Annotated in this window: 17 protein-coding genes and 1 pseudogene; 4 read left to right on the top strand and 14 right to left on the bottom strand. The window is 59.4% G+C overall.

The genetic code is table 11. From position 1 onward, the window contains the following. A pseudogene (locus HMPREF1024_RS31790) lies at nucleotides 1-168 on the top strand (orotidine 5'-phosphate decarboxylase / HUMPS family protein); the annotation flags it as partial. Next, nucleotides 168-494 carry a stress response translation initiation inhibitor YciH gene (yciH, locus tag HMPREF1024_RS08745; protein ID WP_002901782.1) on the top strand — a complete coding sequence of 109 codons (327 nt, stop codon included), beginning with the start codon at nucleotides 168-170 and terminating at the stop codon, nucleotides 492-494. The pseudogene HMPREF1024_RS31790 and the gene yciH, both read left to right, overlap by 1 nt. A 131-nt stretch (nucleotides 495-625) precedes the next feature. On the opposite strand, the gene osmB is transcribed toward yciH, so the two are convergent. From osmB to HMPREF1024_RS08780, 7 genes are all read right to left on the bottom strand, one after another. Beyond that, nucleotides 626-844, bottom strand: a complete 219-nt coding sequence (osmB, locus tag HMPREF1024_RS08750) for an osmotically-inducible lipoprotein OsmB (RefSeq protein ID WP_002901783.1) — start codon at nucleotides 842-844, stop codon at nucleotides 626-628. A 274-nt stretch (nucleotides 845-1,118) separates the two neighbouring features. Further along, the gene (locus HMPREF1024_RS08755) at nucleotides 1,119-1,868 is read right to left on the bottom strand and encodes a DNA-binding transcriptional regulator YciT (RefSeq protein ID WP_009309096.1); all 750 of its coding nucleotides are present in this window, start codon (nucleotides 1,866-1,868) and stop codon (nucleotides 1,119-1,121) included. Nucleotides 1,869-1,939: 71 nt separating this feature from the next. Continuing rightward, complete coding sequence (locus HMPREF1024_RS08760; RefSeq protein WP_002901786.1) at nucleotides 1,940-2,119, bottom strand: hypothetical protein; 180 nt, start codon at nucleotides 2,117-2,119, stop codon at nucleotides 1,940-1,942. A 158-nt stretch (nucleotides 2,120-2,277) separates the two neighbouring features. Further along, complete coding sequence (locus tag HMPREF1024_RS08765; RefSeq protein ID WP_004176468.1) at nucleotides 2,278-4,212, bottom strand: exoribonuclease II; 1,935 nt, start codon at nucleotides 4,210-4,212, stop codon at nucleotides 2,278-2,280. Between the two features lie 81 nt (nucleotides 4,213-4,293). Next, a complete protein-coding gene (locus HMPREF1024_RS08770; protein WP_004151905.1) occupies nucleotides 4,294-5,451 on the bottom strand; it encodes a carboxymuconolactone decarboxylase family protein in 1,158 nt (385 codons plus the stop codon). Nucleotides 5,452-5,641: 190 nt separating this feature from the next. Next, complete coding sequence (fabI, locus tag HMPREF1024_RS08775) at nucleotides 5,642-6,430, bottom strand: enoyl-ACP reductase FabI (protein WP_004140277.1); 789 nt, start codon at nucleotides 6,428-6,430, stop codon at nucleotides 5,642-5,644. Between the two features lie 198 nt (nucleotides 6,431-6,628). Continuing rightward, the gene (locus HMPREF1024_RS08780) at nucleotides 6,629-7,171 is read right to left on the bottom strand and encodes a HutD family protein (RefSeq protein WP_004152967.1); all 543 of its coding nucleotides are present in this window, start codon (nucleotides 7,169-7,171) and stop codon (nucleotides 6,629-6,631) included. Nucleotides 7,172-7,418: 247 nt separating this feature from the next. Between HMPREF1024_RS08780 and HMPREF1024_RS08785 the strand changes: the two genes are divergently transcribed. Further along, nucleotides 7,419-8,798 (top strand): cytosine permease, encoded by a 1,380-nt coding sequence (locus tag HMPREF1024_RS08785; protein ID WP_004151902.1) that lies wholly within the window; start codon nucleotides 7,419-7,421, stop codon nucleotides 8,796-8,798. 44 nt (nucleotides 8,799-8,842) lie between these two features. Here the strand turns inward: HMPREF1024_RS08785 and sapF are convergent, their stop codons facing one another. The 6 genes from sapF to HMPREF1024_RS08815 form a co-directional block, all read right to left on the bottom strand. Then, complete coding sequence (gene sapF, locus HMPREF1024_RS08790) at nucleotides 8,843-9,652, bottom strand: putrescine export ABC transporter ATP-binding protein SapF (RefSeq protein WP_004140269.1); 810 nt, start codon at nucleotides 9,650-9,652, stop codon at nucleotides 8,843-8,845. Nucleotide 9,653: 1 nt separating this feature from the next. After that, nucleotides 9,654-10,646 carry a putrescine export ABC transporter ATP-binding protein SapD gene (gene sapD / locus HMPREF1024_RS08795; protein ID WP_004140266.1) on the bottom strand — a complete coding sequence of 331 codons (993 nt, stop codon included), beginning with the start codon at nucleotides 10,644-10,646 and terminating at the stop codon, nucleotides 9,654-9,656. Beyond that, nucleotides 10,646-11,536: a putrescine export ABC transporter permease SapC gene (gene sapC, locus HMPREF1024_RS08800; protein WP_004151901.1), complete on the bottom strand. Its 891-nt coding sequence runs from the start codon at nucleotides 11,534-11,536 to the stop codon at nucleotides 10,646-10,648. Before sapC ends, sapD begins: the two co-directional genes overlap by 1 nt. Continuing rightward, on the bottom strand, nucleotides 11,523-12,488 hold the full coding sequence (sapB, locus tag HMPREF1024_RS08805) for a putrescine export ABC transporter permease SapB (RefSeq protein WP_002901816.1): 966 nt from the start codon (nucleotides 12,486-12,488) through the stop codon (nucleotides 11,523-11,525). Before sapB ends, sapC begins: the two co-directional genes overlap by 14 nt. Next, nucleotides 12,485-14,128 (bottom strand): ABC transporter substrate-binding protein SapA, encoded by a 1,644-nt coding sequence (gene sapA, locus HMPREF1024_RS08810; RefSeq protein ID WP_002901817.1) that lies wholly within the window; start codon nucleotides 14,126-14,128, stop codon nucleotides 12,485-12,487. The genes sapB and sapA overlap by 4 nt, the downstream gene beginning before the upstream one ends. 333 nt (nucleotides 14,129-14,461) lie before the next feature. Continuing rightward, the gene (locus tag HMPREF1024_RS08815) at nucleotides 14,462-15,370 is read right to left on the bottom strand and encodes an SDR family oxidoreductase (RefSeq protein ID WP_072198157.1); all 909 of its coding nucleotides are present in this window, start codon (nucleotides 15,368-15,370) and stop codon (nucleotides 14,462-14,464) included. 107 nt (nucleotides 15,371-15,477) lie between these two features. Here HMPREF1024_RS08815 and HMPREF1024_RS08820 point away from each other — a divergent pair, with 107 nt between their 5' ends. After that, nucleotides 15,478-16,368: a helix-turn-helix transcriptional regulator gene (locus HMPREF1024_RS08820; RefSeq protein ID WP_009309094.1), complete on the top strand. Its 891-nt coding sequence runs from the start codon at nucleotides 15,478-15,480 to the stop codon at nucleotides 16,366-16,368. Here HMPREF1024_RS08820 and HMPREF1024_RS08825 read toward each other — a convergent pair. After that, nucleotides 16,287-18,596, bottom strand: coding sequence for a helix-turn-helix domain-containing protein (locus HMPREF1024_RS08825; protein ID WP_009309093.1), 2,310 nt, complete (start codon nucleotides 18,594-18,596; stop codon nucleotides 16,287-16,289). The genes HMPREF1024_RS08820 and HMPREF1024_RS08825 overlap by 82 nt on opposite strands. Nucleotides 18,597-18,688 lie beyond the last annotated feature (92 nt).

Raw genomic sequence — 18,688 nt, 5'->3', positions numbered from 1 at the left:
TTCGTCCGCAGGGCAGCGACGCTGGCGATCAGCGGCGAATTATGACTCCTGAGCAGGCTCAGGAAGCTGGGGGTAGACTATATGGTGATTGGTCGCCCGGTTACTCAGTCGGCGGATCCAGCCGCGACGCTGCGGGCGATCAACGATTCTCTGCGCAAGGGGGCATAATGAGCGATTCCAACAGCCGTCTGGTCTACTCCACCGAAACCGGGCGTATCGACGAGGCGAAACCGGCGCCGGTGCGCCCGAAAGGCGACGGCATTGTGCGGATCCAGCGCCAGACCAGCGGCCGCAAGGGCAAAGGCGTCTGTCTGATTAGCGGGATTGATGCCGACGATGCTGCGCTAACCGCTCTGGCGGCAGAGTTGAAAAAGAAGTGCGGCTGCGGCGGCGCGGTGAAAGATGGCGTGATCGAGATCCAGGGCGATAAGCGGGATCTACTCAAGTCGCTGCTTGAGGCGAAAGGGATGAAGGTCAAGTTAGCCGGTGGCTGATCGCTATTTTCCCTCTGCTCCAATGGTCTGGTTGAAATAACAAGGCCGCGGTAAATGCCACGGCCTTGAATGATTTAACGTGCGTAAGTCAATTCGTGTGAATTATTCTTTTATTTCGTCAGATAATTAAATTATTTGCCGACCTGGTGACCAATAATACCACCGACTGCTGCGCCACCCAGGGTACCGAGCGCGCTACCGTCAGTTAACACCGCACCACCGATAGCGCCGGCGCCAGCGCCGATAGCCGTGTTACGATCGCGTTTAGACATGTTAGAGCAAGCGCTCAGAGACATTGCTACAGTGACAGCCAGAACGACAGCAGCCATTTTTTTGCTCGTTGAAGTCATCATTTTTTTCTCCTGAATAATCTATTCATGGATTACAGCGCTCCTTTAAGCATAGCCTGATAAAGCAGCTTTAGGGCAATTCCATGAAGTTAAGGTGCGCAGGTGTCACGAAAATCACGCAGGTGATAGTCACTTCCTGTTATATCGCTAATAATAATTTTACTTTTTTTAAAATTTATCGTCAGGTAAAAAGTCTTAATTAGCGGCTCGGAATACTCTCAGAGCGATAAAGCGCCCCTTCCAGCGCTTTGGCAGGAGATGGGGCGGCGGAGGATCAGATGTAGGGCACGATATCGACGGTCAGGCCGCTGCGGAGCAATTGTCCGCGACAGGCGTCCGGTAAGCGATCGTCGGTAATAACGCGATTAAAGCGGCCGGCGGGACCGAGCGGATAGGGATGTACCGCGCTGAATTTTGAACTGTCGCTAAGAATAATTGCCTCACAATGCTTCTCCAGCACGGCGTTCACCACGTCCGCACGCATCATATCGCGGCCGGTAAAGCCGGTTTCCGCCTGCCAACCGTCGATCCCGATGAAGGCTTTGCTGAAATGCACCTGCTGGATGAACTGACGGGTTAGCGGACCGACCATACTCTCACTGCGTTTCTGATAAATTCCGCCCAGCAGGATCACCTCTCCTGGGGTCTCTTTCAGCAGATGGGCGATATAGCTGCTGACGGTAATGATGGTGATATCGCCGCGCTCGGCCAGCGTACGCGCCAGCAGGGCATTGCTGCTGCCGTTTTCGATAAATACCGTTTCACCGGTATTCACTAGCGCCGCAGCCCGGCTGGCCAGCTCACGCTTAATGGCGAAATGGGTCATCATGCGGGTTTCGACATCTTCGCTGTCCAGCGGTACGGCATAGCCATGAGTACGGCGCAAATAGCTCTGCTTTTCCAGCAAATTCAAATCCTGACGAATAGTAACCTCAGAGACACCGGTCATCTTCGCCAGATCGGCGACGCTCATGCGGCCTTTATCGATGACCACTTGCAAAATACTTTGTTGTCGGGCGTTCATAGCAACATCACTGTTAGGGGGCTATATGGCGAGCAACCGGTCCATATGGCCGGCTGCGGCATGGCTGATATTCAGATTTCCCAGGGCGCCTTGGGTTGGTTTTGTTGTTCAGCATCGTCCGCCGCCAGCGCCAGCAGCTCCGCTTTGAGGATCTCCAGATTATGGATCGCAGAATGGTAATCACCGGCAACCAGAATATCCAGCACGGTATCGATACGTTGAGCGAGCAGGTGGGCATTCACATCTGACATGGCATTATCCTGGTAACAAAAACGAATGAAATCAATGATGCTAAAAATGAATGAAAAAGAGAAGCGAAAAAAACGCACAACCTTAATCGGTGCGACGGAAATGGCTGGATAGAGAGGAAAGAAGCAGCGGTTCCCGCAGGAACCGCTGTGAAGGGGCGTCAGACCGCCGGACGCGCAATAATGCTGCGGGTTTCCATGCGAACTTCAGCGATAGTGACATCGATAACGTCAGTCACTTTATAGACTACTTCACCTTTGATCTGCACGGTACCGTTCTCCTGGCTGCACACCAGTTCGTCGCGCACGGCGTGGAGGAACGGGGCCGGAATAAAGGCGACCGCGCCATTGTCCACCAGACGCACGCGCATCCCGCCGCGGCTGACGTCGATGATCTCCGCCGCGAAGCGGGTATCGGTCCCGGCTTTATCGTTGAGGAAACGGGCGTACAGCCAGTCGGCGACGTCGCGCTCGGCCATCCGGTTGAGACGACGGCGCTCCGCCATCTGCACGGTGGCTTCATCCTGGGGACGCGCAATGGTCTCGCCTTTAATGATGGCTTTCAGCAGACGGTGGTTGATCATGTCGCCATACTTACGGATCGGCGAGGTCCAGGTGGCATAGGCTTCAAGCCCAAGACCAAAGTGCGGGCCCGGCTCGGTGCTGATTTCCGCAAACGACTGGAAGCGGCGAATGCGGCTGTCGAGGAAACCGGTCGGCTGAGCGTCCAGTTCCCGGCGCAGCTTGCAGAACCCTTCCAGGGTGAGCACTTCCGTCGGGTCGACGTGCACATCATGGGTTTTCAGCAGGGCGGCCAACTGCTCGGTGTTCGCCGGATCGAAACCGGTATGAACGTTATAAACGCCGAAGCCGAGCTTGTCGCGCAGAATGCGGGCGGCACAGATGTTGGCGGCGATCATCGACTCTTCGACAATGCGGTTGGCAATGCGACGCGGTTCCGCGACGATATCCAGCACTTCGCCTTTTTCGCCGAGAACGAAACGGTAGTCCGGACGGTCTTTGAACACCAGCGCATGGGTCTGACGCCATTCGCTACGACGCTGGCACACGTCCTTCAGCAGCGTAATTTGCTGCGCGATCGCCTCGCTGTCCGGCTGCCAGCTGCCGCGGCCTTCCAGCCAGTCAGAGACGTCGTCATAGGCCAGCTTGGCTTTCGATTCGATGGTGGCGGCAAAGAACTCGATATTGTCTTCGATGGTGCCATCGGCCGCCAGAGTCATCCGGCAGGCCAGCACCGGGCGCACTTCGTTAGCGCGCAGAGAGCAGAGGTCGTCCGACAGCTCGCGCGGCAGCATTGGAATGTTGAAGCCCGGCAGATAGTTGGTAAAGGCGCGCACTTTTGCGGCGTTATCCAGCTTGCTGCCTTCGGCAATCCAGGCGGTCGGGTCGGCAATGGCGACCGTCAGCAGCAGTTTGCCATCAGCAGTGGACTCGGCATACAACGCATCGTCCATATCTTCGGTGCTGGCGCTGTCAATGGTGACGAAGTCGAGGGCGGTTAGGTCGCGGCGCGTCAGCCCCTCGTCGAGCATCTCGGTGGCGACGCCGTCCGGTGCCTCTTTCTCAAGATTATGGCGCGCCAGGGTTACCCACCATGGGACGAAGTGGTCGTCGCTAAAAGTGATGAACTGGGTCAACTCCGCGTAAAATCCGCGGTCGCCTTTTAATGGATGACGGCGCATCTCGGCGACGGCCCAGTCACCCTGTTTAAAATCGTGCTCAACGCCGCGGGCGGCGCGGCAGGGAATGGCGTCTTTCAGCAGCGGATGGTCAGGAACGATAGCGAGGCGATCGTCTTTCTTCTGGACTTTACCGACAAAACGAGTCAGGAAGGGCTCAACCAGCGATTCCGGCTCGGCGCTTTCGCGTTCTTTTTCAGAATGGATCACCGCGACGATACGGTCGCCATGCATCACTTTTTTCATCTGCGGCGGCGGAATGAAGTAGCTCTTCTGAGCGTCCACTTCGAGGAAGCCAAAGCCCTTTTCCGTGCCCTTAACGACCCCTTCCGCGCGCGGCGTCTGGGAATGCAGTTGCTGTTTAAGCTGCGCTAGCAGCGGGTTATCCTGAAACATAATTAGGTATTTTCGTGGCTAAAAGAGCGGCTGACATTTTTACGCGAATATGCCTGCCGCAGCAAGCGCTGTTTCAGCAATTTACGTCTGCTGACGCACATTGCCGAGGGCGATTTTCAGACGATTCATCCATCCGCACAGCCCGCTCCAGATCAACAGATCGATTGCTTGTTGCTCAGAGAGTCGATATTCCGCGAGGGGCGTTAACTGGGCGGCGCTAAACCGGTCAGGCGAGCGTGTTAACAGCTGCACCGCGGTCACGAGAGACCGGGCCTGAGGATGCTGCTGGAGCCAGTGATGGAGGGCCTGGTCGCCCTCCCGCAGATGGCTGGCGAACTCCTCTTCACCCTGCCAGTGGGGAAGCCAGGCGTCAAAACAGGTGGGGCTGCCATTGGTGCGCGCCGTGAGTAAGGCGACCTGCGGGCCAAAGGTATCATCCGTGCTGAGCTGGCGGATCAAGGTCTCCAGAGGCGCGAATAACTGTGGGTCGCAGGCCAGCAGCGGCGCCAGCTCGCCCAGACCGGGCAGCGACTGCCAGCCGGCGATGCGCCGCTGACGCTCATCATCGGCATACTGCAGGTCGGGATCCGCAATGTCTGCCTGCCATGCTCCCGGCGGCGGGGCGAACAGCTCCGCGGGTGCCTCCTCTTGCTGGGGCATACCGGGGATCCAGCGCACCGGAAAGCCCTGGGCCGCCTGCAGGACGGCAATCGCCCGCGCCTGGAAGCCGACGAATCCGATAATCTGGTTGAACAGAATAATGTCCCGACTGGTTAAGCCCACTTCGTCCAGCTGGCTACGGGAGAGAGCGTTAATAACCGAGGGCGAACCGGCAAGCTGACGAGCATATTGCGTGATTTGCGCCAGACGACGGTTGCTCTCGCGCGAGGAGTCGGGGCCTGGCAGGGGAGCAAGGCGGGCGGCGTAGTGGTTACACAGCCGCTGGACGCCGTAGACCTGGGCGACGGTGAGCGCGGTGCTGAGTCGATCGTAAGCGGTAAAGGTCTGCAGGCGACTCACCGCCACCTGGTCGGGAAACAGCAGTTCGGCCAGCTGGCGTGCGGGGTGTAGCCAGTCAGCGTGGGCACGTAGCCAGGCGGCCGGCAGCGTCAGGTCCAGCAAAAAGCGGTCTTCAACATGGGCGGCTTCAGGGACGAGCGGCAGGACATCCACCGGGCAGATTGTTGACTGGGTTTCGTGATACCAGTGATTTTTGCCATTCACGCGGCGTGGCTCCATGGGCTTTCCTTGTTCGGTATGTGGCGAACCGCCGTTCCGCGGATCGTTTATGCAGAACTATCCTGGCGTAACCCGGAAGCAGGAGAAAATATTGATACGTGCTAACAAATAGCCGATTGGAATAACAGGTGGGGCGTAAGGCGTGGGGGATGGAAGAACCCTCCTCACCGGGGCGAGGAGGGGAAGGAACTTATTTCAGTTCCAGCTCGTTCATGGCGGCGATATTGAACCCGCCGTCAACGTGAACGACTTCACCGGAGATCCCCGCAGACAGGTTGGAGCACAGGAAGGCTGCGCTGTTACCCACATCTTCAATGGTGACGGTGCGACGGATCGGGGTGACCGCTTCGCAGTGCGCCAGCATTTTACGGAAATCTTTAATACCGGACGCGGCCAGCGTACGGATAGGACCGGCAGAGATGGCATTGACGCGAACGCCTTCCGGACCCATGGCGTTAGCCATATAGCGGACGTTAGCTTCCAGAGAGGCTTTGGCCAGACCCATCACGTTATAGTTCGGGATCGCGCGCTCTGCGCCCAGGTAGGAGAGCGTCAGCAGAGCCGAACCCGGGTTCAGCATGCCGCGGCAGGCTTTGGCCATTGCCACGAAGCTGTAAGCGCTGATGTCGTGCGCGATTTTAAAGCCGTCGCGAGTGACAACGTCAACGTAGTCGCCGTCTAACTGGTCAGCCGGGGCAAAACCGATTGAGTGGACGAAACCATCGAATTTTGGCCAGACTTTTTCCAGCTCGGTGAACAGCGCGGTGATGCTCTCATCTTCAGCAACGTCGCACGGCAGCACAATGTCAGAACCCAGCGCGGCAGCAAACTCTTCTACGCGACCTTTCAGTTTCTCATTCTGATAGGTGAATGCCAGTTCCGCGCCTTCGCGGTGCATTGCCTGCGCGATGCCGTAGGCGATGGACAGTTTGCTGGCGACGCCAGTGATCAAAATGCGCTTACCGGAAAGAAAACCCATAGCTTTAATCCTTATCGTTATTGCTTATTTTTACTTTAACAATCATAACGTTAACATTGTTATTTCAAAATAACTCAAATTTAGCCGGGAATTATATCCCACTGACGACCCCTTGTGTCACGATATTTTTCAGCCGGTCCGCGCCGCGCGGGGCAAAAGTACATCGCGATAGCTGCAGTATATCATCTCTCCTGACGATTATTTGAGCGCGATCTCCGCCAGCAGCAGGCGTCCATTGCTGCCCACGGGACGCAGATTCCGCGGGGATCCACCGCGCCAGCAGAGGCCGCTGCCGGCCGCGCAGCGTCGCCCGGCCAGATCCCACTCGCCTTGTAGAACATAAGCGACCCCCTCGCTGGCAGGGCATTGCAGGTCGCTAACGACCTGGACCGTCGCCGACGCGCGCCCGCGCTGAGTCATGATATTGAAGTCCAGCCCTGGCGCAACGATCCCGACGCTGGACAGCGCCCATTCGCCGGGGAAAGCCCACGGCTGCCAGAGCGCCAGCGGTTGGTCGATATTCTCGCCACACAGCCGTAGCGGCTGCCCCGCCAGCAGAGTAATGACCCGGTCGACGCCAGGAAAGGGGGAGAAAGGGCCATCCGCCTGCAGGGTGGCAATACTCGCTCGCCAGAGAAAAGGGGCATCTGGAGCGGGTACGCAGATGATTTCGCGCGTCTCTCCGCCGCCGTTTTTCCACGGCGTGACGGGGAGCGTCGAAAGTTGAAAAGGGACCATCATGGGCAGCATACCTTAGTTAATCGCTTCCGGCGTCAACAATAAGCACCGCCTTGAGCTAGTTTAGTAACTTTCTGCAATACAAATATTTTACATATTCGTCACAAAATGAGAGTGCATGCAAGGCGGTGTGTTGTCAATGCTTGTATATACAAGAGCGATTGAGTGAGGTGATATTAATAACTTGAGTGAGGAACCTATGTCTTCGTTTTCGTCTACAGACGGGCAGTCAAAGAGCAATTATGCTGGAATGAGTGAAAGGCGGTCGATTGATTACATCCCGGAAAGCGAACGGCATGGACACCCTTTTAGCCAGTTCACCCTTTGGTTTGGCGGCAATCTGCAAATTACGGCGATTGTCACTGGCGCTTTAGCCGTTGTGCTGGGCGGCGATGTAGTGTGGTCGCTGGTCGGGCTGCTGGTCGGTCAGATGCTGGGGGCGGCGGTGATGTCTCTGCATGCGCTGCAGGGACCGCGACTGGGACTTCCGCAAATGATCCTTAGCCGCGCCCAGTTTGGGGTTTTTGGCGCGGTGGTGCCGCTGGTGCTGGTTTGCGTCATGTATATCGGTTTTTCTGCCAGCGGCACCGTATTGGCCGGGCAGGCAATGGCTAAACTACTGAATATCAGCCACGTAGCCGGGATGCTGATATTCAGTGCGATTATTATCGTTATCGCCGTCCTCGGTTATAAGGTGATCCACAAGCTGGGCAAACTGGCGAGTATCGTCGGAATTCTCGCCTTCGTTTATATGTTCATCACGCTGCTACTTTCAGCCGATCTCAGTGCGCTCGCGCACAATAACCATTTTTCGCTGCCGACGTTTTTATTAGCCGTATCGCTCTCCTCATCGTGGCAGATCGCTTTTTGCCCCTATGTATCCGACTATTCGCGCTACCTGCCACGCGATGTTTCCGCCACGAAAACGTGGTGCTCAGTGTTTTTCGGCACCGTATTGGGTACCCAAACGTCGATGACGCTCGGGGTTCTGACAGCGGCCATTGCCGGCAGCGCGTTCCCTGGTCACGAGGTGAGCTATCTGGTGGGATTAGGTAAGAGTCAGGCGATGGCCATGGTTATCTATTTCGCCATCTGTTTTGGTAAAATTACCTTCACTACCCTCAATGCGTACGGCAGCTTTATGTCGCTGACCACCATTGTTTCCGCCTTCCGCCGGCAAACCGTGCTGTCGCAAAAGTGTCGCATTGCATTCGTGGTGCTGATGGTGACGGCTTCCTGCATTATCGCGTTGCTTAGCGAACCCGCTTTCTTAAAGCATTTCACGCATTTTCTTCTGTTTCTGCTGGCGTTCTTCGTGCCGTGGAGCGCCATCTGTCTGACGGATTATTATCTTATCTCGAAGGGCGCCATCGATATTCCGGCGCTAAGCGACCCGCAGCAACGCTACGGGTTCTGGAACCTGTACGCGATCACCCTGTATATCGTCGGTGTGCTTATCCAGTTGCCGTTCATTGAGAACCCGTTGTTCCATGGTTCGCTCACGTGGATCTTCGCCGGTAACGATGTCTCATGGATAATAGGCTGGTTTGGCACCGGGGTTCTTTACTACGCGCTGCGCCGCTTTGACCGCCGGTCGCTGCCGGCGCAGAGTCTTTTCCCTTCTACCTGAATGACAAGGGCGGCGTGAGGGCCGCCCCTGCCGTTGCCTGCCAGCTATTTCCCGTCTTTGCGCCAGGCGTCGGCGGTGAGGGCTTCCCCGAAGTGGCCGGCGATCAGGCGCCGGGTCAGGTCGTGCAGCGGCGAGGCCAGCACATCGGCAGTGCTGCCGCGCTCGACCACTTCGCCGTTATGCATCACCAGCACCTGATCGCTGATGTGTTTCATCATTCCCAGGTGCTGGGTGACATAGATATAGGAGATGCCCTGTTTCTCCTGCAGCTCCAGCATCAGGTTGATAAGCTGGGAGCGCATCGACATATCCAGCGAGGCCAGCGCCTCATCGCAGACGATAACCTTCGGGCGCAGGATCAGCGCCCTGGCGAGGCCGAGACGCTGCTTCTGACCGGGCGCCAGCATATGGGGGTAGTAGCTGACGTGGTCCGGCAGCAGACCGACCATGCGCAGGGTGTCGATTATCTGCTTCTGCCGCGCCTCGGCGTCGAGATCGGTATTCAGTCGCAGCGGAAAATCGAGGATCTGCGAGATGCGCTGACGCGGGTTCAGCGAGGTCGACGGATCCTGAAAGATCATGCGAATCTTCTGGCTGCGGTAGGAGTAATCCCCAAAAGTCAGCGGATGATCGTCAATCAGCAATTCGCCGCTGGTGGGTTCCACCATGCCCGCCAGCATCTTCGCGAGGGTCGATTTCCCGGAGCCGTTCTCGCCGATAATCGCCAGCGTCTGCCGTTCGCGCAGGGTAAAACTCAGCGGTTTAACCGCCTCAACCGTCTGACGGTGAAACCAGCCGGTGCGGTAGCGAAAGGTCTTACTGAGTTGGCGAACTTCCAGCAATGTTTCGACCATTTCACTCTTTCTCCATGTTCAACGGGAAATGACAGGCGTACAGATGGTTGCGCGCCCCGGTAAGACGCGGCGTTTCGATACACTCGCGCTGGGCGTACGGGCAGCGCGGCCCCAGCCGACAGCCGATAGGCAACTGCTCCAGTAGCGGGATCGCTCCAGGCAGGGTGTTGAGGCGACTTTTATGCGGCATGGCGCTACCGAAATCCGGGATCGCGCGGATTAACGCCTGGGTGTAGGGGTGATGTGGGAGGGTGATCAGCTCTTCGCTGGGCCCGCTCTCCACCGTCTGCCCGCAGTACATGACGTTGATTTTATCCGCCCATTTGCTGAGCATTTGCAGGTCATGGCTGATCAGCAAGATGGTGGTGTTGTTGTTCTGGTTGAGCCGCGTCAGCAGGCGAATAATCTGCGCCTGGGTGGTCGGCTCCATGGCGTTGGTCGGCTCGTCGGCAATCAGCAGACGCGGCTGGTTGGCCAGGGCGATGGCGATCATCACCTTCTGGCACTCGCCCTCGGTCAGCTGATAGGGGAAGCTGCGCATGGCATCTTTGTGATCTTTAATGCCGACGCGGTGCAACAGCTCGATGGCCCGGCGCTTGCGCCAGCCCAGCCGTTGCCACCAGCGGCCCTTGTAGGTCCAGCCGGGGATACTCTGAATCAGCTGCTGGCCGATGCGCTCAGAGGGATCGAGGCACGACTGGGGCTCCTGAAAAATCATCGACACGTTATGGCCGATCAGCTTCCGGCGCTCGCGGTTCGACAGTCGCAGCAGGTCGATGTCATCGAAGCGCATGCGGTCGGCCGTGACCCGCCAGTTGTCTTTGGTCACGCCGCAGATAGCTTTGGCAATAAGGCTTTTCCCGGAGCCGGATTCCCCCACCAGGCCGCGGATTTCGCCTTCGGTCAGCGTCAGGCTGACGCGATCGACGGCTTTTACCCAGCCTTCGCTGGTTTTAAATTCAATGGTTAAGTGACGAATATCGAGTAACGGCATTATTCTACCCCGGCAATGATCGCCCGGCGAATACCGTCGCCCAGCAGGTTGACCAGCAGTACGCTGAGCATAATCGCCGCCCCGGGGAGCATCACGGTCCACGGCGCCACATAGATAAGCTCCAGCGCATCGCCCAGCATGGCTCCCCATTCCGGCGAAGGCAGCTGGGCGCCGAGATCAAGAAAGCCCAGCGCGGCAATATCCAGAATGGCCATCGACAGGGCGCGAGTGATCTCGGTCACCAGGCCGGAGGCGATATTGGGCAGGATGGCGAACAGCAGAATATTCAGCGTCGAGGCGCCGTCGAGGCGGGCGGCGATGATGTACTCTTTCTCCAGCTCATCGTGGACCATGCTGTAGACGGAGCGCACCATGCGCGGCAGCAGCGCCAGCCAGACGGCGAACATCGCATGGCTGAGATGCGGCCCGGCAAAGGCGACGACGATAATCGCCAGCAGCAGCGAGGGGATGGAGAGCAGGGTGTCGAGGATATGGTTCATCACCGCCGAGCGCAGGCCGTGGGTCGATCCGGCAATCACGCCCAGCACCAGACCAAACAGCGTGGCGCCGAGGGTGACGACAAAAGCGCCGCCGACGGTGGGCGCCGCGCCGCTCAGCAGTCGGCTCAGCACATCGCGGCCGAGGTCATCGGTTCCCAGAAAGAAGGAGACTTCGCCATAGCGCGACCACGACGGCGGCAACAGCTGGTAGCCGAGGAACTGCTGGTCGATGCCGTAGGGAGCGAACCAGCCGCCGAAGACGCAGAGCAGCAGCAGGCCCGCGCAGCCGTACAGACCGATCATCGCCGTGGTGTCGCCATAGAACTTACGCCATACGGTGCGCAGCGCGCCGGGCGGACGCTTTTCCAGATAAACGCTATCGTAGGGCATACCATTCCTTATGTTTCAGTGGGTTAGCCATGGCACCGAGAATATCGGAAATCACGTTGACAATAATCACCAGCGCGCCAATCACCATCACTCCGGCGGAGATCGCCGCGTAGTCCTGCTGGCGAATGGCGTTGATCAGCCAGCGGCCCAGTCCAGGCCAGCTGAACACCATCTCAGTGATCATCGCCAGGGTGAGCATGGTGGAAAACTGCAGGCCGAGACGCGGGATCACCGGCGGCAGGGCGTTGTGCAGGACATGGCGCAGTAGAATTTTGCGTCGCGACACGCCGCGGGTGGCGGCCGCTTTTACATAGTTAGTGTCATACACCTCGCTGGTGCTAATGCGCATCAGGCGGATCACTTCAGTGGTGGGGGCGACCGCCAGGGTCAATACCGGCAGCACCATATGCCGGGCGGCGCTGACGATCATCTCATGGCGCCACGGCGAGTCCGAAAGCCAGGCGTCGATCAGCGCGAAACCGGTGACGTTTTTCACCTCATACAGCAGATCGAAGCGACCGGAGACCGGAAGCCAGCCGAGGGTCAGGGAAAAGAAGAGGGTCAGGAGCAGCGCCAGCCAGAAGACCGGGATCGAGAAACCGACCAGCGCAACGGCGCTGATCAGGGTATCGGGCCATTTATTGCGCATTACGCCGGCGATCATCCCCACCGGAATGCCTATCAGAAGGGCAAAGCCGAAGGCGAGGATGCACAGCTCCATGGTCGCCGGGAACACCTCGCGCAACTGCTCAGAAATCAGCTGGCCGTTAATGCTGGAGACGCCGAAATCCCAGTGCAGCACCCCTTCAAACCAGAACAGCCACGCATTCCACAGGGAAGCGCCCTGCAGTGGGGCATGAGGGGTGAAATAGCTCAAGCTGAAACCGACAAAGGTCAGAAAAAAGAGGGTGATCAGCAGCAGCAGCAGACGGCGCAGGGTAAAAATAATCATGGCTTTTTCACCTCTTCGGTATTTTCCCGCGATACGCCAGCGAACGAAGCGTTACCGAAAGGGCTGAGCACCAGGCCTTTCATATCATAGCGGTAGGCCTGCAGCCGCAGCGACGAGGCCAGCGGCAGGACCGGCAGTTCGCGGGCGAGGATCCGCTGCGCCTCTTTGTAAGCGTCCATCCGCGAGGAGAGCTGCTGCGAGAGCAGCGCTTTTTGCAGCACGTCGTCAAACTCCCGGTTACACCAGTGGGCAAAGTTGGTTTGCGAGGCGATGGCCGCGCAGCTCAGCAGCGGTCGGAAGAAACTGTCCGGATCGTTACTGTCCGTCGCCCAGCCGGAGAGCGTCAGGTCGTGGCTCATATCCATCAGGCGCGCCTCCTGGAAACGTCCCTCTACCGGCACAATAATCACCTTAACGCCAATCTGCGCCATATCCGCCTGGATAAGCTCCGCCGTTTTCAGCGGGCTGGGATTCCACGCCTGCGAGCTGGTGGGCACCCACAGCTTGAGGGTCAGGTTTTCCAGCCCCAGGGCTTTCAGGCGGGCGCGGGCCTCCTGCGGATTATATTCGGTAATTTTAGCGTCATTATCGTAGGCCCACGAGGCCCGCGGCAGCATGGACGCCGCCGTCTCCGCGGTGCCATAGTAGATGGACTGCATCAGGCGCTGGTTGTTAATCGCCAGCGCCAGGGCATGGCGCACCTCAGGATTATCCAGCGGCGGCTTAGCGGTGTTGAAGGCCAGCCAGGCGATGTTCATTCCCGGGCGCAGCGTCAGGCGCAGGCGCGGGTCGTCACGCAGGATCGTCAACTGGCTGGCGGCTGGCCAGGCCAGCACGTCGCATTCTCCGGTCAGCAGTTTCGACAGGCGGCCGGTGCCGCCGGAGCCAAGGTCGACCACCACCTGGGGCATCAACGGTTTGCCGCGCCAGTAGCCGGGGTGGCGCTGCAGGCGAACATATTGTCCGGAGCGGTAATCGGATAGCTGGAACGGGCCGGTGCCAACCGGCTGGCGATCCAGTTGCTCCTGGCGGTCGTCCTGCGTTAAGCGGGCGGCATATTCGGCAGAGGTAATTGACGCATAGTGGGTGGCCAGATGCCAGAGGAACGAGGCGTCCGGCCGCTTGAGGCGAAACTCCACGGTCTGATTATCCAGCTTGCGGACGCTCTCCACGCTGTCAGCAAACTGCAGACTGTCGAAGTAGGGGAAGCTGCTGCCGTTGACGTTGTGCCACGGATGGTCGCGGTTAAAAATACGGCCAAAGGTAAAAATGACGTCATCGGCATTAAAGTCCCGCGTCGGGGTAAACCACGCCGTGCGTTGAAACGGGACGTGGCGGCGCAGGTGAAAGCGATAGGTGGCGCCGTTATCGAGAACTTCCCAGCTCTCCGCCAGCTCGGGGACCAGCCGGTAGGTATAGGGATCGACGTCAAGCAGACGATCGTAGATCTGAGCGGCCAGCGTATCGACAATCAGGCCGCTGCTGACTTTCTGCGGGTTAAAGGTATTAACCTGGCCGCTGACGCAATAGACGAAACCGCTATCGCGGATATCGGCGCGGTCGGGGAGCGCAGGGGCGGCAAAAGCTGGCCCACACAGCAGGGAAACGGCTGCCAGGAGAGATGACAATTTCAGGCGCATATTTTCTGTTTGATTATAGAGCTGAACTCTATCTTATTAAGATTAATAGACATTCACCACCGCCTTCAACAAGCCTGAGGGATAATGCGGTTACCGGGTGCGTATAGTATTCAGTCAATTGATTAAAATAGTCGCGGAACCGAGTCTGTATAGTGAAACATGGTAACTTTTTATCGCCGATATCGCCAGTCAGCTCTGTTTGGCCGCGGTTGACCAAACGGCGACGGCGTGCGGACGCTAGAGAATAGATTCAGTATAGCGGGGAGAAAGCCGATGACCCGACGGGCGACTAGCCGTACCCGTCGGGTGTGATACAGGGGGAGCGTGTTTTGATTATTGTGACAGTGTCACTTTATGATAGTCCATATTCTGCAGGTCCTCCAGCAGCCCGGGGCCAACCGGCTGCCACTGCAAGCGCTCGCGGGTCCATGCCGAGCTGGCGCGCAGGTCAAGGGCGGTAAACGGCGCAAACCAGCCGAACCAGGCGTCGACCTGCGAGTCATCCAGGTGGGTCAGCGGCAGGTTTAATCCGTGGGCAATTACCGCGGCAATATCGCGTAACGCGATCCCCTCTTCGGCCACCGCATGATAGCGCTCGCCGGCCGCGCCCTGAAGCAGCGCGCTGACATACAGACGTGCGACGTCATCGACATGGGCGGCTGACCAGCGGTTGCTTCCCTCGCCGCGCAGGGCTACCGCCCCGTTGGCGACCGCGCGTTCGATGTAGCAGGTCAGCAGTCCCTGACGCACGGTGTCATGCACCTGCGGTAAGCGGACCACCCTGACATCCACTCCCGCCTCCAGCAACTGCTGGCCGGCGAGCTCTGAGGCGGTGCGCGGGCTGGGGTGCGCTGAGTTGAAGAACGACTCCCGGGCCGGGGCGCCGCTCCCGTCGTCGCCCATCAGCGTGCCGGAGGTGATCACCAGCGGCCGCGTGCTGCCTCGCAGCGCCTGGCCCAGGGCCAGGATCGCCTGGCGGTCTTTCTCGCAGTTAGCGGCAAAGCGGCTGAAGTCGTGGTCGAAGGCGGTATGGATCACCGCGTCGGCGTTCCCGACGCCAGCCAGCAGCGACTCCGGGGCATCCAGCGTGCCGCGATGCACCTCGGCGCCGGCCGCCTTCAGGGCCTGTGCGGTGCTTTCGCTGCGCGCGAGGCCGATAACCTGATGGCCCGACGCCTGCAGCGCCGGAAGAATACGTGAGCCGATAAATCCGCTCGCGCCGGTAAGAAATATACGCATCATGGATCTCCTGAATGGGTTTCAGGCGTATCCTACCTGCGATGTCATACTATAAAAGTAGAGACATTATCGGGGTATAAATTCTAACAGGCAGAACCCACAGGCAGATGATGAACACTTCTGACAACCATGCTTTAGGCGATTTTCTCCGCGCCCGCCGCCAGCGTCTCGATCCGGCAACGTTTGGCTTCCCGGCGGGACGCCGGCGCACCCCGGGGCTGCGCCGCGAAGAGGTCGCGCAGCTCGCCAGCATCAGCCCGACCTGGTATACCTGGCTTGAACAGGGGCGCGGTGGGGCGCCTTCCCGCGAGGTGCTGGAGCGGATCGCCCGCGGTCTGCGGCTGACCACCCCGGAGCGCGAGCATCTGTTTATTCTCGCCTTTGGCCATCCGCCGCAGACGCGTCTGACGGTGACGGATGATATGACGCCGCGGCTGCAGCGGGTGCTTGACGCTTTCACCATTCCGGCGATTATCCGCACCGCCAGCTGGGACGTCATCGCCTGGAACGCGCCGGCGGCCAGGGTGCTGACCGACTACAGCCAACTGCCGCTGGCGGAGCGCAACGTGCTGCGCCGCCTGTTTACCCGGCCGGAGGCCCGCTGCACTCTGGAGGACTGGCAGAGGGTGGGGCAGCTTATCGTCAACGCCTTCCGCGCCGACGTCACGCGGATGGGCGCCACGAAAGAAACTGACCAGTTGATCGCGGAGCTCAGCCAGCAGAGCGTCGAGTTCGCCCGTTTCTGGCAAAGCCATGACGTCGCCGGCCACGGCGAGGGCTATAAGCGCATTAACGACCCGCAGATGGGTCAGCTCGACCTGGAATTTACCTCCTTTGCCGTGGAAGGCCGTCCCGATCTTTCCCTGCTGGTCTTTAATCCGGCAACGACGGAGAGCCAGCGGAAAATTCACGGTTTACTTCAGGGGGCGGGATCCGCGCCGGAGGAGAATTCATACAGCACCAGCGCATTGCTCTGCAGCGAGTCGATCCGCAGCCAATAGCCATCGAGCCTGGCTTCATCCACGCTGAGCGCCGGACGGGCCTGATGCATCAGCCACTGATAATCCTCGGCGTCAGGGCCGCTGCGGCTGCGAAAGGCGTCCACCAGCGGGAACAACGCGCCGTGGTGCTGATCGAACAGGTGCTGTTTGATGCGCCAGCTGCCATCCAGGCCCTGCAGCCGCACGCTGTAGGGCTGGCTGAAGCGCTGGATAAAGGCCGCTTCGCTGGAGAGCCAGGGATTGTAGACCACCGTATTGCGCAGCAGCAGCTGGTAGTGACCCTGGTGGTGGAGCAGCAGCAGGTTTTTATCGTGAACCAGGATCTCGCCGCGCAGCCGCCGCCAGAGCCAGAGTACCCAGTAAACCGGGCGCGGCAGGCCGTGCAGATAGTGCAGCGCCAGGCTGGAGGTATCGAGCTTGCCGTTGGCGCGAGCTTCGCCCTGGAGGCCTGAATTTAACCAGAAGCCCGCCAGCCAGACCTGGTCCGCCACCCCCAGCAGATTATCCATCAGCAGCGCGCCGCGAAAAAAGCGGCCGTTGGTATCCCGTGTATCGCCGGTCAGCGTATTCCATGAGAGCAGCCACAGCGGCAGGTTGAGCTGACGCTGGCGCAGGGCGCTGTGGATCTGCCGCAGCTTGTGTAGCGGATAATGTTCGCTGGAGGCCAGACGGCGGCTGTCTGCCTGGGCCAGATCCAGCTGTTCGTTGGCATCTGCCTGGCAGGCGAGAAAATCCGCCTCTGCCAGCAGCGGCGAGTGGAACAGCGGATCGTTCCCGGGATCGCTGGGAGCAAAGCGGTGCCAGATCCCCAGCTGCGGCTGCGGCAGCAGGCGATGAAGGACCCCGCGCTGCTGCCGCCAGGCGGCCTGGCGCGCAGCTTCGCTGGCCTGCGGCGACCAGTGCCAGACAAAGCGCCAGCTGTTGAGCGTGGCTGGCGGAAATTGGTTGGCGGCGAGCTGCAGGAAGCGCTGCAGCAGGTCACTGCGGGTGGTGACGCCGGTGTGTAGGATCACCTGCCAGCCCATCGCCGCCAGCCAGCTAAAAATCTGCTGCAGGTTGTACCAGCAGGCGTAGCCGGCCATCTGCGGATCGTCCCAGCCGGTGCCGAACAGCCGACTGCTGAGAAAGGGATCGTTGATATCGATGGCATACACCGGCAGGGCGTGGTGCAGCTGTTCGAGTTCCCGGCGCACATCTGCGCGCAGCAGATCGTCCAGTTCGCGCACGGTCACCACCATCCGGGTATGGCGCAGCGCTGCGGGGCGCGCTGGACGATCGCGCAGATTGATCTCCCGGGTCTGCGGTGGGTTGATCGGCAGGGGGGGACTTTCCCGGTCGCGTGGTTCCGGCTCATTGAGTCGCGCATACAGCCGGTCGGCCGCCACCGGCTGCCAGCGATCGGCCTGCGGCGGGCGCGGTCGGGCAAGCTCCAGAGGATGCTGTTCACGATACTGGCGCGGCGTCACGCCGTGCTGGCGCTTAAACAAATCGCTCATCATTCGCGTACTGGCGAATCCCTGTTCGCGGGCGATTTGCTGGACGGTTTTGCGGGTGGTTAATAGCTGGTCGGCGGCGTGGCGCAGGCGCAGCGCGGTGAGGTACTGGACAAAACTTACCCCGACCTCTTTGCGAAATAAGCGTGACAGCCAGGCCTCGGAGACAAATTCCGCGGCCGCCACCTCCTGCAACGAGAGGCGACGCTGATAGTTAGCGTCGATCCGCGCCACCACGCTGGCTATTCTCCGGCTCCATTTTTCGGTATCGCGCCGGGGCGTGGAGGCGATGGGCTGGCTAAAGCGCGTGGCCAGCAGCAGCGCTATCTCACTCAGCCAGCGGTTGGCCTCCAGTCGGTAATGGCCAGGATGATTGACCAGGCCGCTCACCAGTAGCTGGCGCATCAGGCGGCGCAGGCCGTCATCGGCATCCCGGGTGCGCGGCGTTATCTGGTAATCGACGGCAAAAAAGGCATTATCGAGGCGGGCCAGCCAGCTGGCGGAGAGGGTGAGGATCATCACGGCGTTGGCCCCGGCGCTGCGCAGACTCCAGCGACGGTTGCGGTTAACGATCGCCAGCCCGTCGGCGGCGAGCGGCTGCGACGCACCTTCCGCCACCGCCAGATTTACGCTTCCCTCCAGCACCCACAGCAGCGTCAGCAGATCGCTTTCCGGCTGGGTCAGCTGACGCACATCGCGTACGGTGACGCTAAAGTCGCCTGAATGGTGCTCCACATGACTCTCCTCTGTAGACAAAAACAACCGGTTGTTTTTTGTCATAACCGATATGTATGAAAAACACTCATTGATTTTTCGTCAATATAAAA

Source organism: Klebsiella sp. 4_1_44FAA (assembly GCF_000238715.1).
Lineage (GTDB): Bacteria > Pseudomonadota > Gammaproteobacteria > Enterobacterales > Enterobacteriaceae > Klebsiella > Klebsiella pneumoniae.
This window is presented reverse-complemented; position numbering and strand designations above follow the sequence as displayed.

Excerpts from the sequence above, each read along its gene's own strand:
- yciH (WP_002901782.1), top strand. The coding sequence starts at position 168 with ATGAGCGATTCCAACAGCCGTCTGGTCTACTCCACCGAAACCGGGCGT.
- osmB (WP_002901783.1), bottom strand. The coding sequence starts at position 844 with ATGACTTCAACGAGCAAAAAAATGGCTGCTGTCGTTCTGGCTGTCACT.
- HMPREF1024_RS08755 (WP_009309096.1), bottom strand. The coding sequence starts at position 1,868 with ATGAACGCCCGACAACAAAGTATTTTGCAAGTGGTCATCGATAAAGGC.
- HMPREF1024_RS08760 (WP_002901786.1), bottom strand. The coding sequence starts at position 2,119 with ATGTCAGATGTGAATGCCCACCTGCTCGCTCAACGTATCGATACCGTG.
- HMPREF1024_RS08765 (WP_004176468.1), bottom strand. The coding sequence starts at position 4,212 with ATGTTTCAGGATAACCCGCTGCTAGCGCAGCTTAAACAGCAACTGCAT.
- HMPREF1024_RS08770 (WP_004151905.1), bottom strand. The coding sequence starts at position 5,451 with ATGGAGCCACGCCGCGTGAATGGCAAAAATCACTGGTATCACGAAACC.
- fabI (WP_004140277.1), bottom strand. The coding sequence starts at position 6,430 with ATGGGTTTTCTTTCCGGTAAGCGCATTTTGATCACTGGCGTCGCCAGC.
- HMPREF1024_RS08780 (WP_004152967.1), bottom strand. The coding sequence starts at position 7,171 with ATGATGGTCCCTTTTCAACTTTCGACGCTCCCCGTCACGCCGTGGAAA.
- HMPREF1024_RS08785 (WP_004151902.1), top strand. The coding sequence starts at position 7,419 with ATGAGTGAAAGGCGGTCGATTGATTACATCCCGGAAAGCGAACGGCAT.
- sapF (WP_004140269.1), bottom strand. The coding sequence starts at position 9,652 with ATGGTCGAAACATTGCTGGAAGTTCGCCAACTCAGTAAGACCTTTCGC.
- sapD (WP_004140266.1), bottom strand. The coding sequence starts at position 10,646 with ATGCCGTTACTCGATATTCGTCACTTAACCATTGAATTTAAAACCAGC.
- sapC (WP_004151901.1), bottom strand. The coding sequence starts at position 11,536 with ATGCCCTACGATAGCGTTTATCTGGAAAAGCGTCCGCCCGGCGCGCTG.
- sapB (WP_002901816.1), bottom strand. The coding sequence starts at position 12,488 with ATGATTATTTTTACCCTGCGCCGTCTGCTGCTGCTGCTGATCACCCTC.
- sapA (WP_002901817.1), bottom strand. The coding sequence starts at position 14,128 with ATGCGCCTGAAATTGTCATCTCTCCTGGCAGCCGTTTCCCTGCTGTGT.
- HMPREF1024_RS08815 (WP_072198157.1), bottom strand. The coding sequence starts at position 15,370 with ATGATGCGTATATTTCTTACCGGCGCGAGCGGATTTATCGGCTCACGT.
- HMPREF1024_RS08820 (WP_009309094.1), top strand. The coding sequence starts at position 15,478 with ATGAACACTTCTGACAACCATGCTTTAGGCGATTTTCTCCGCGCCCGC.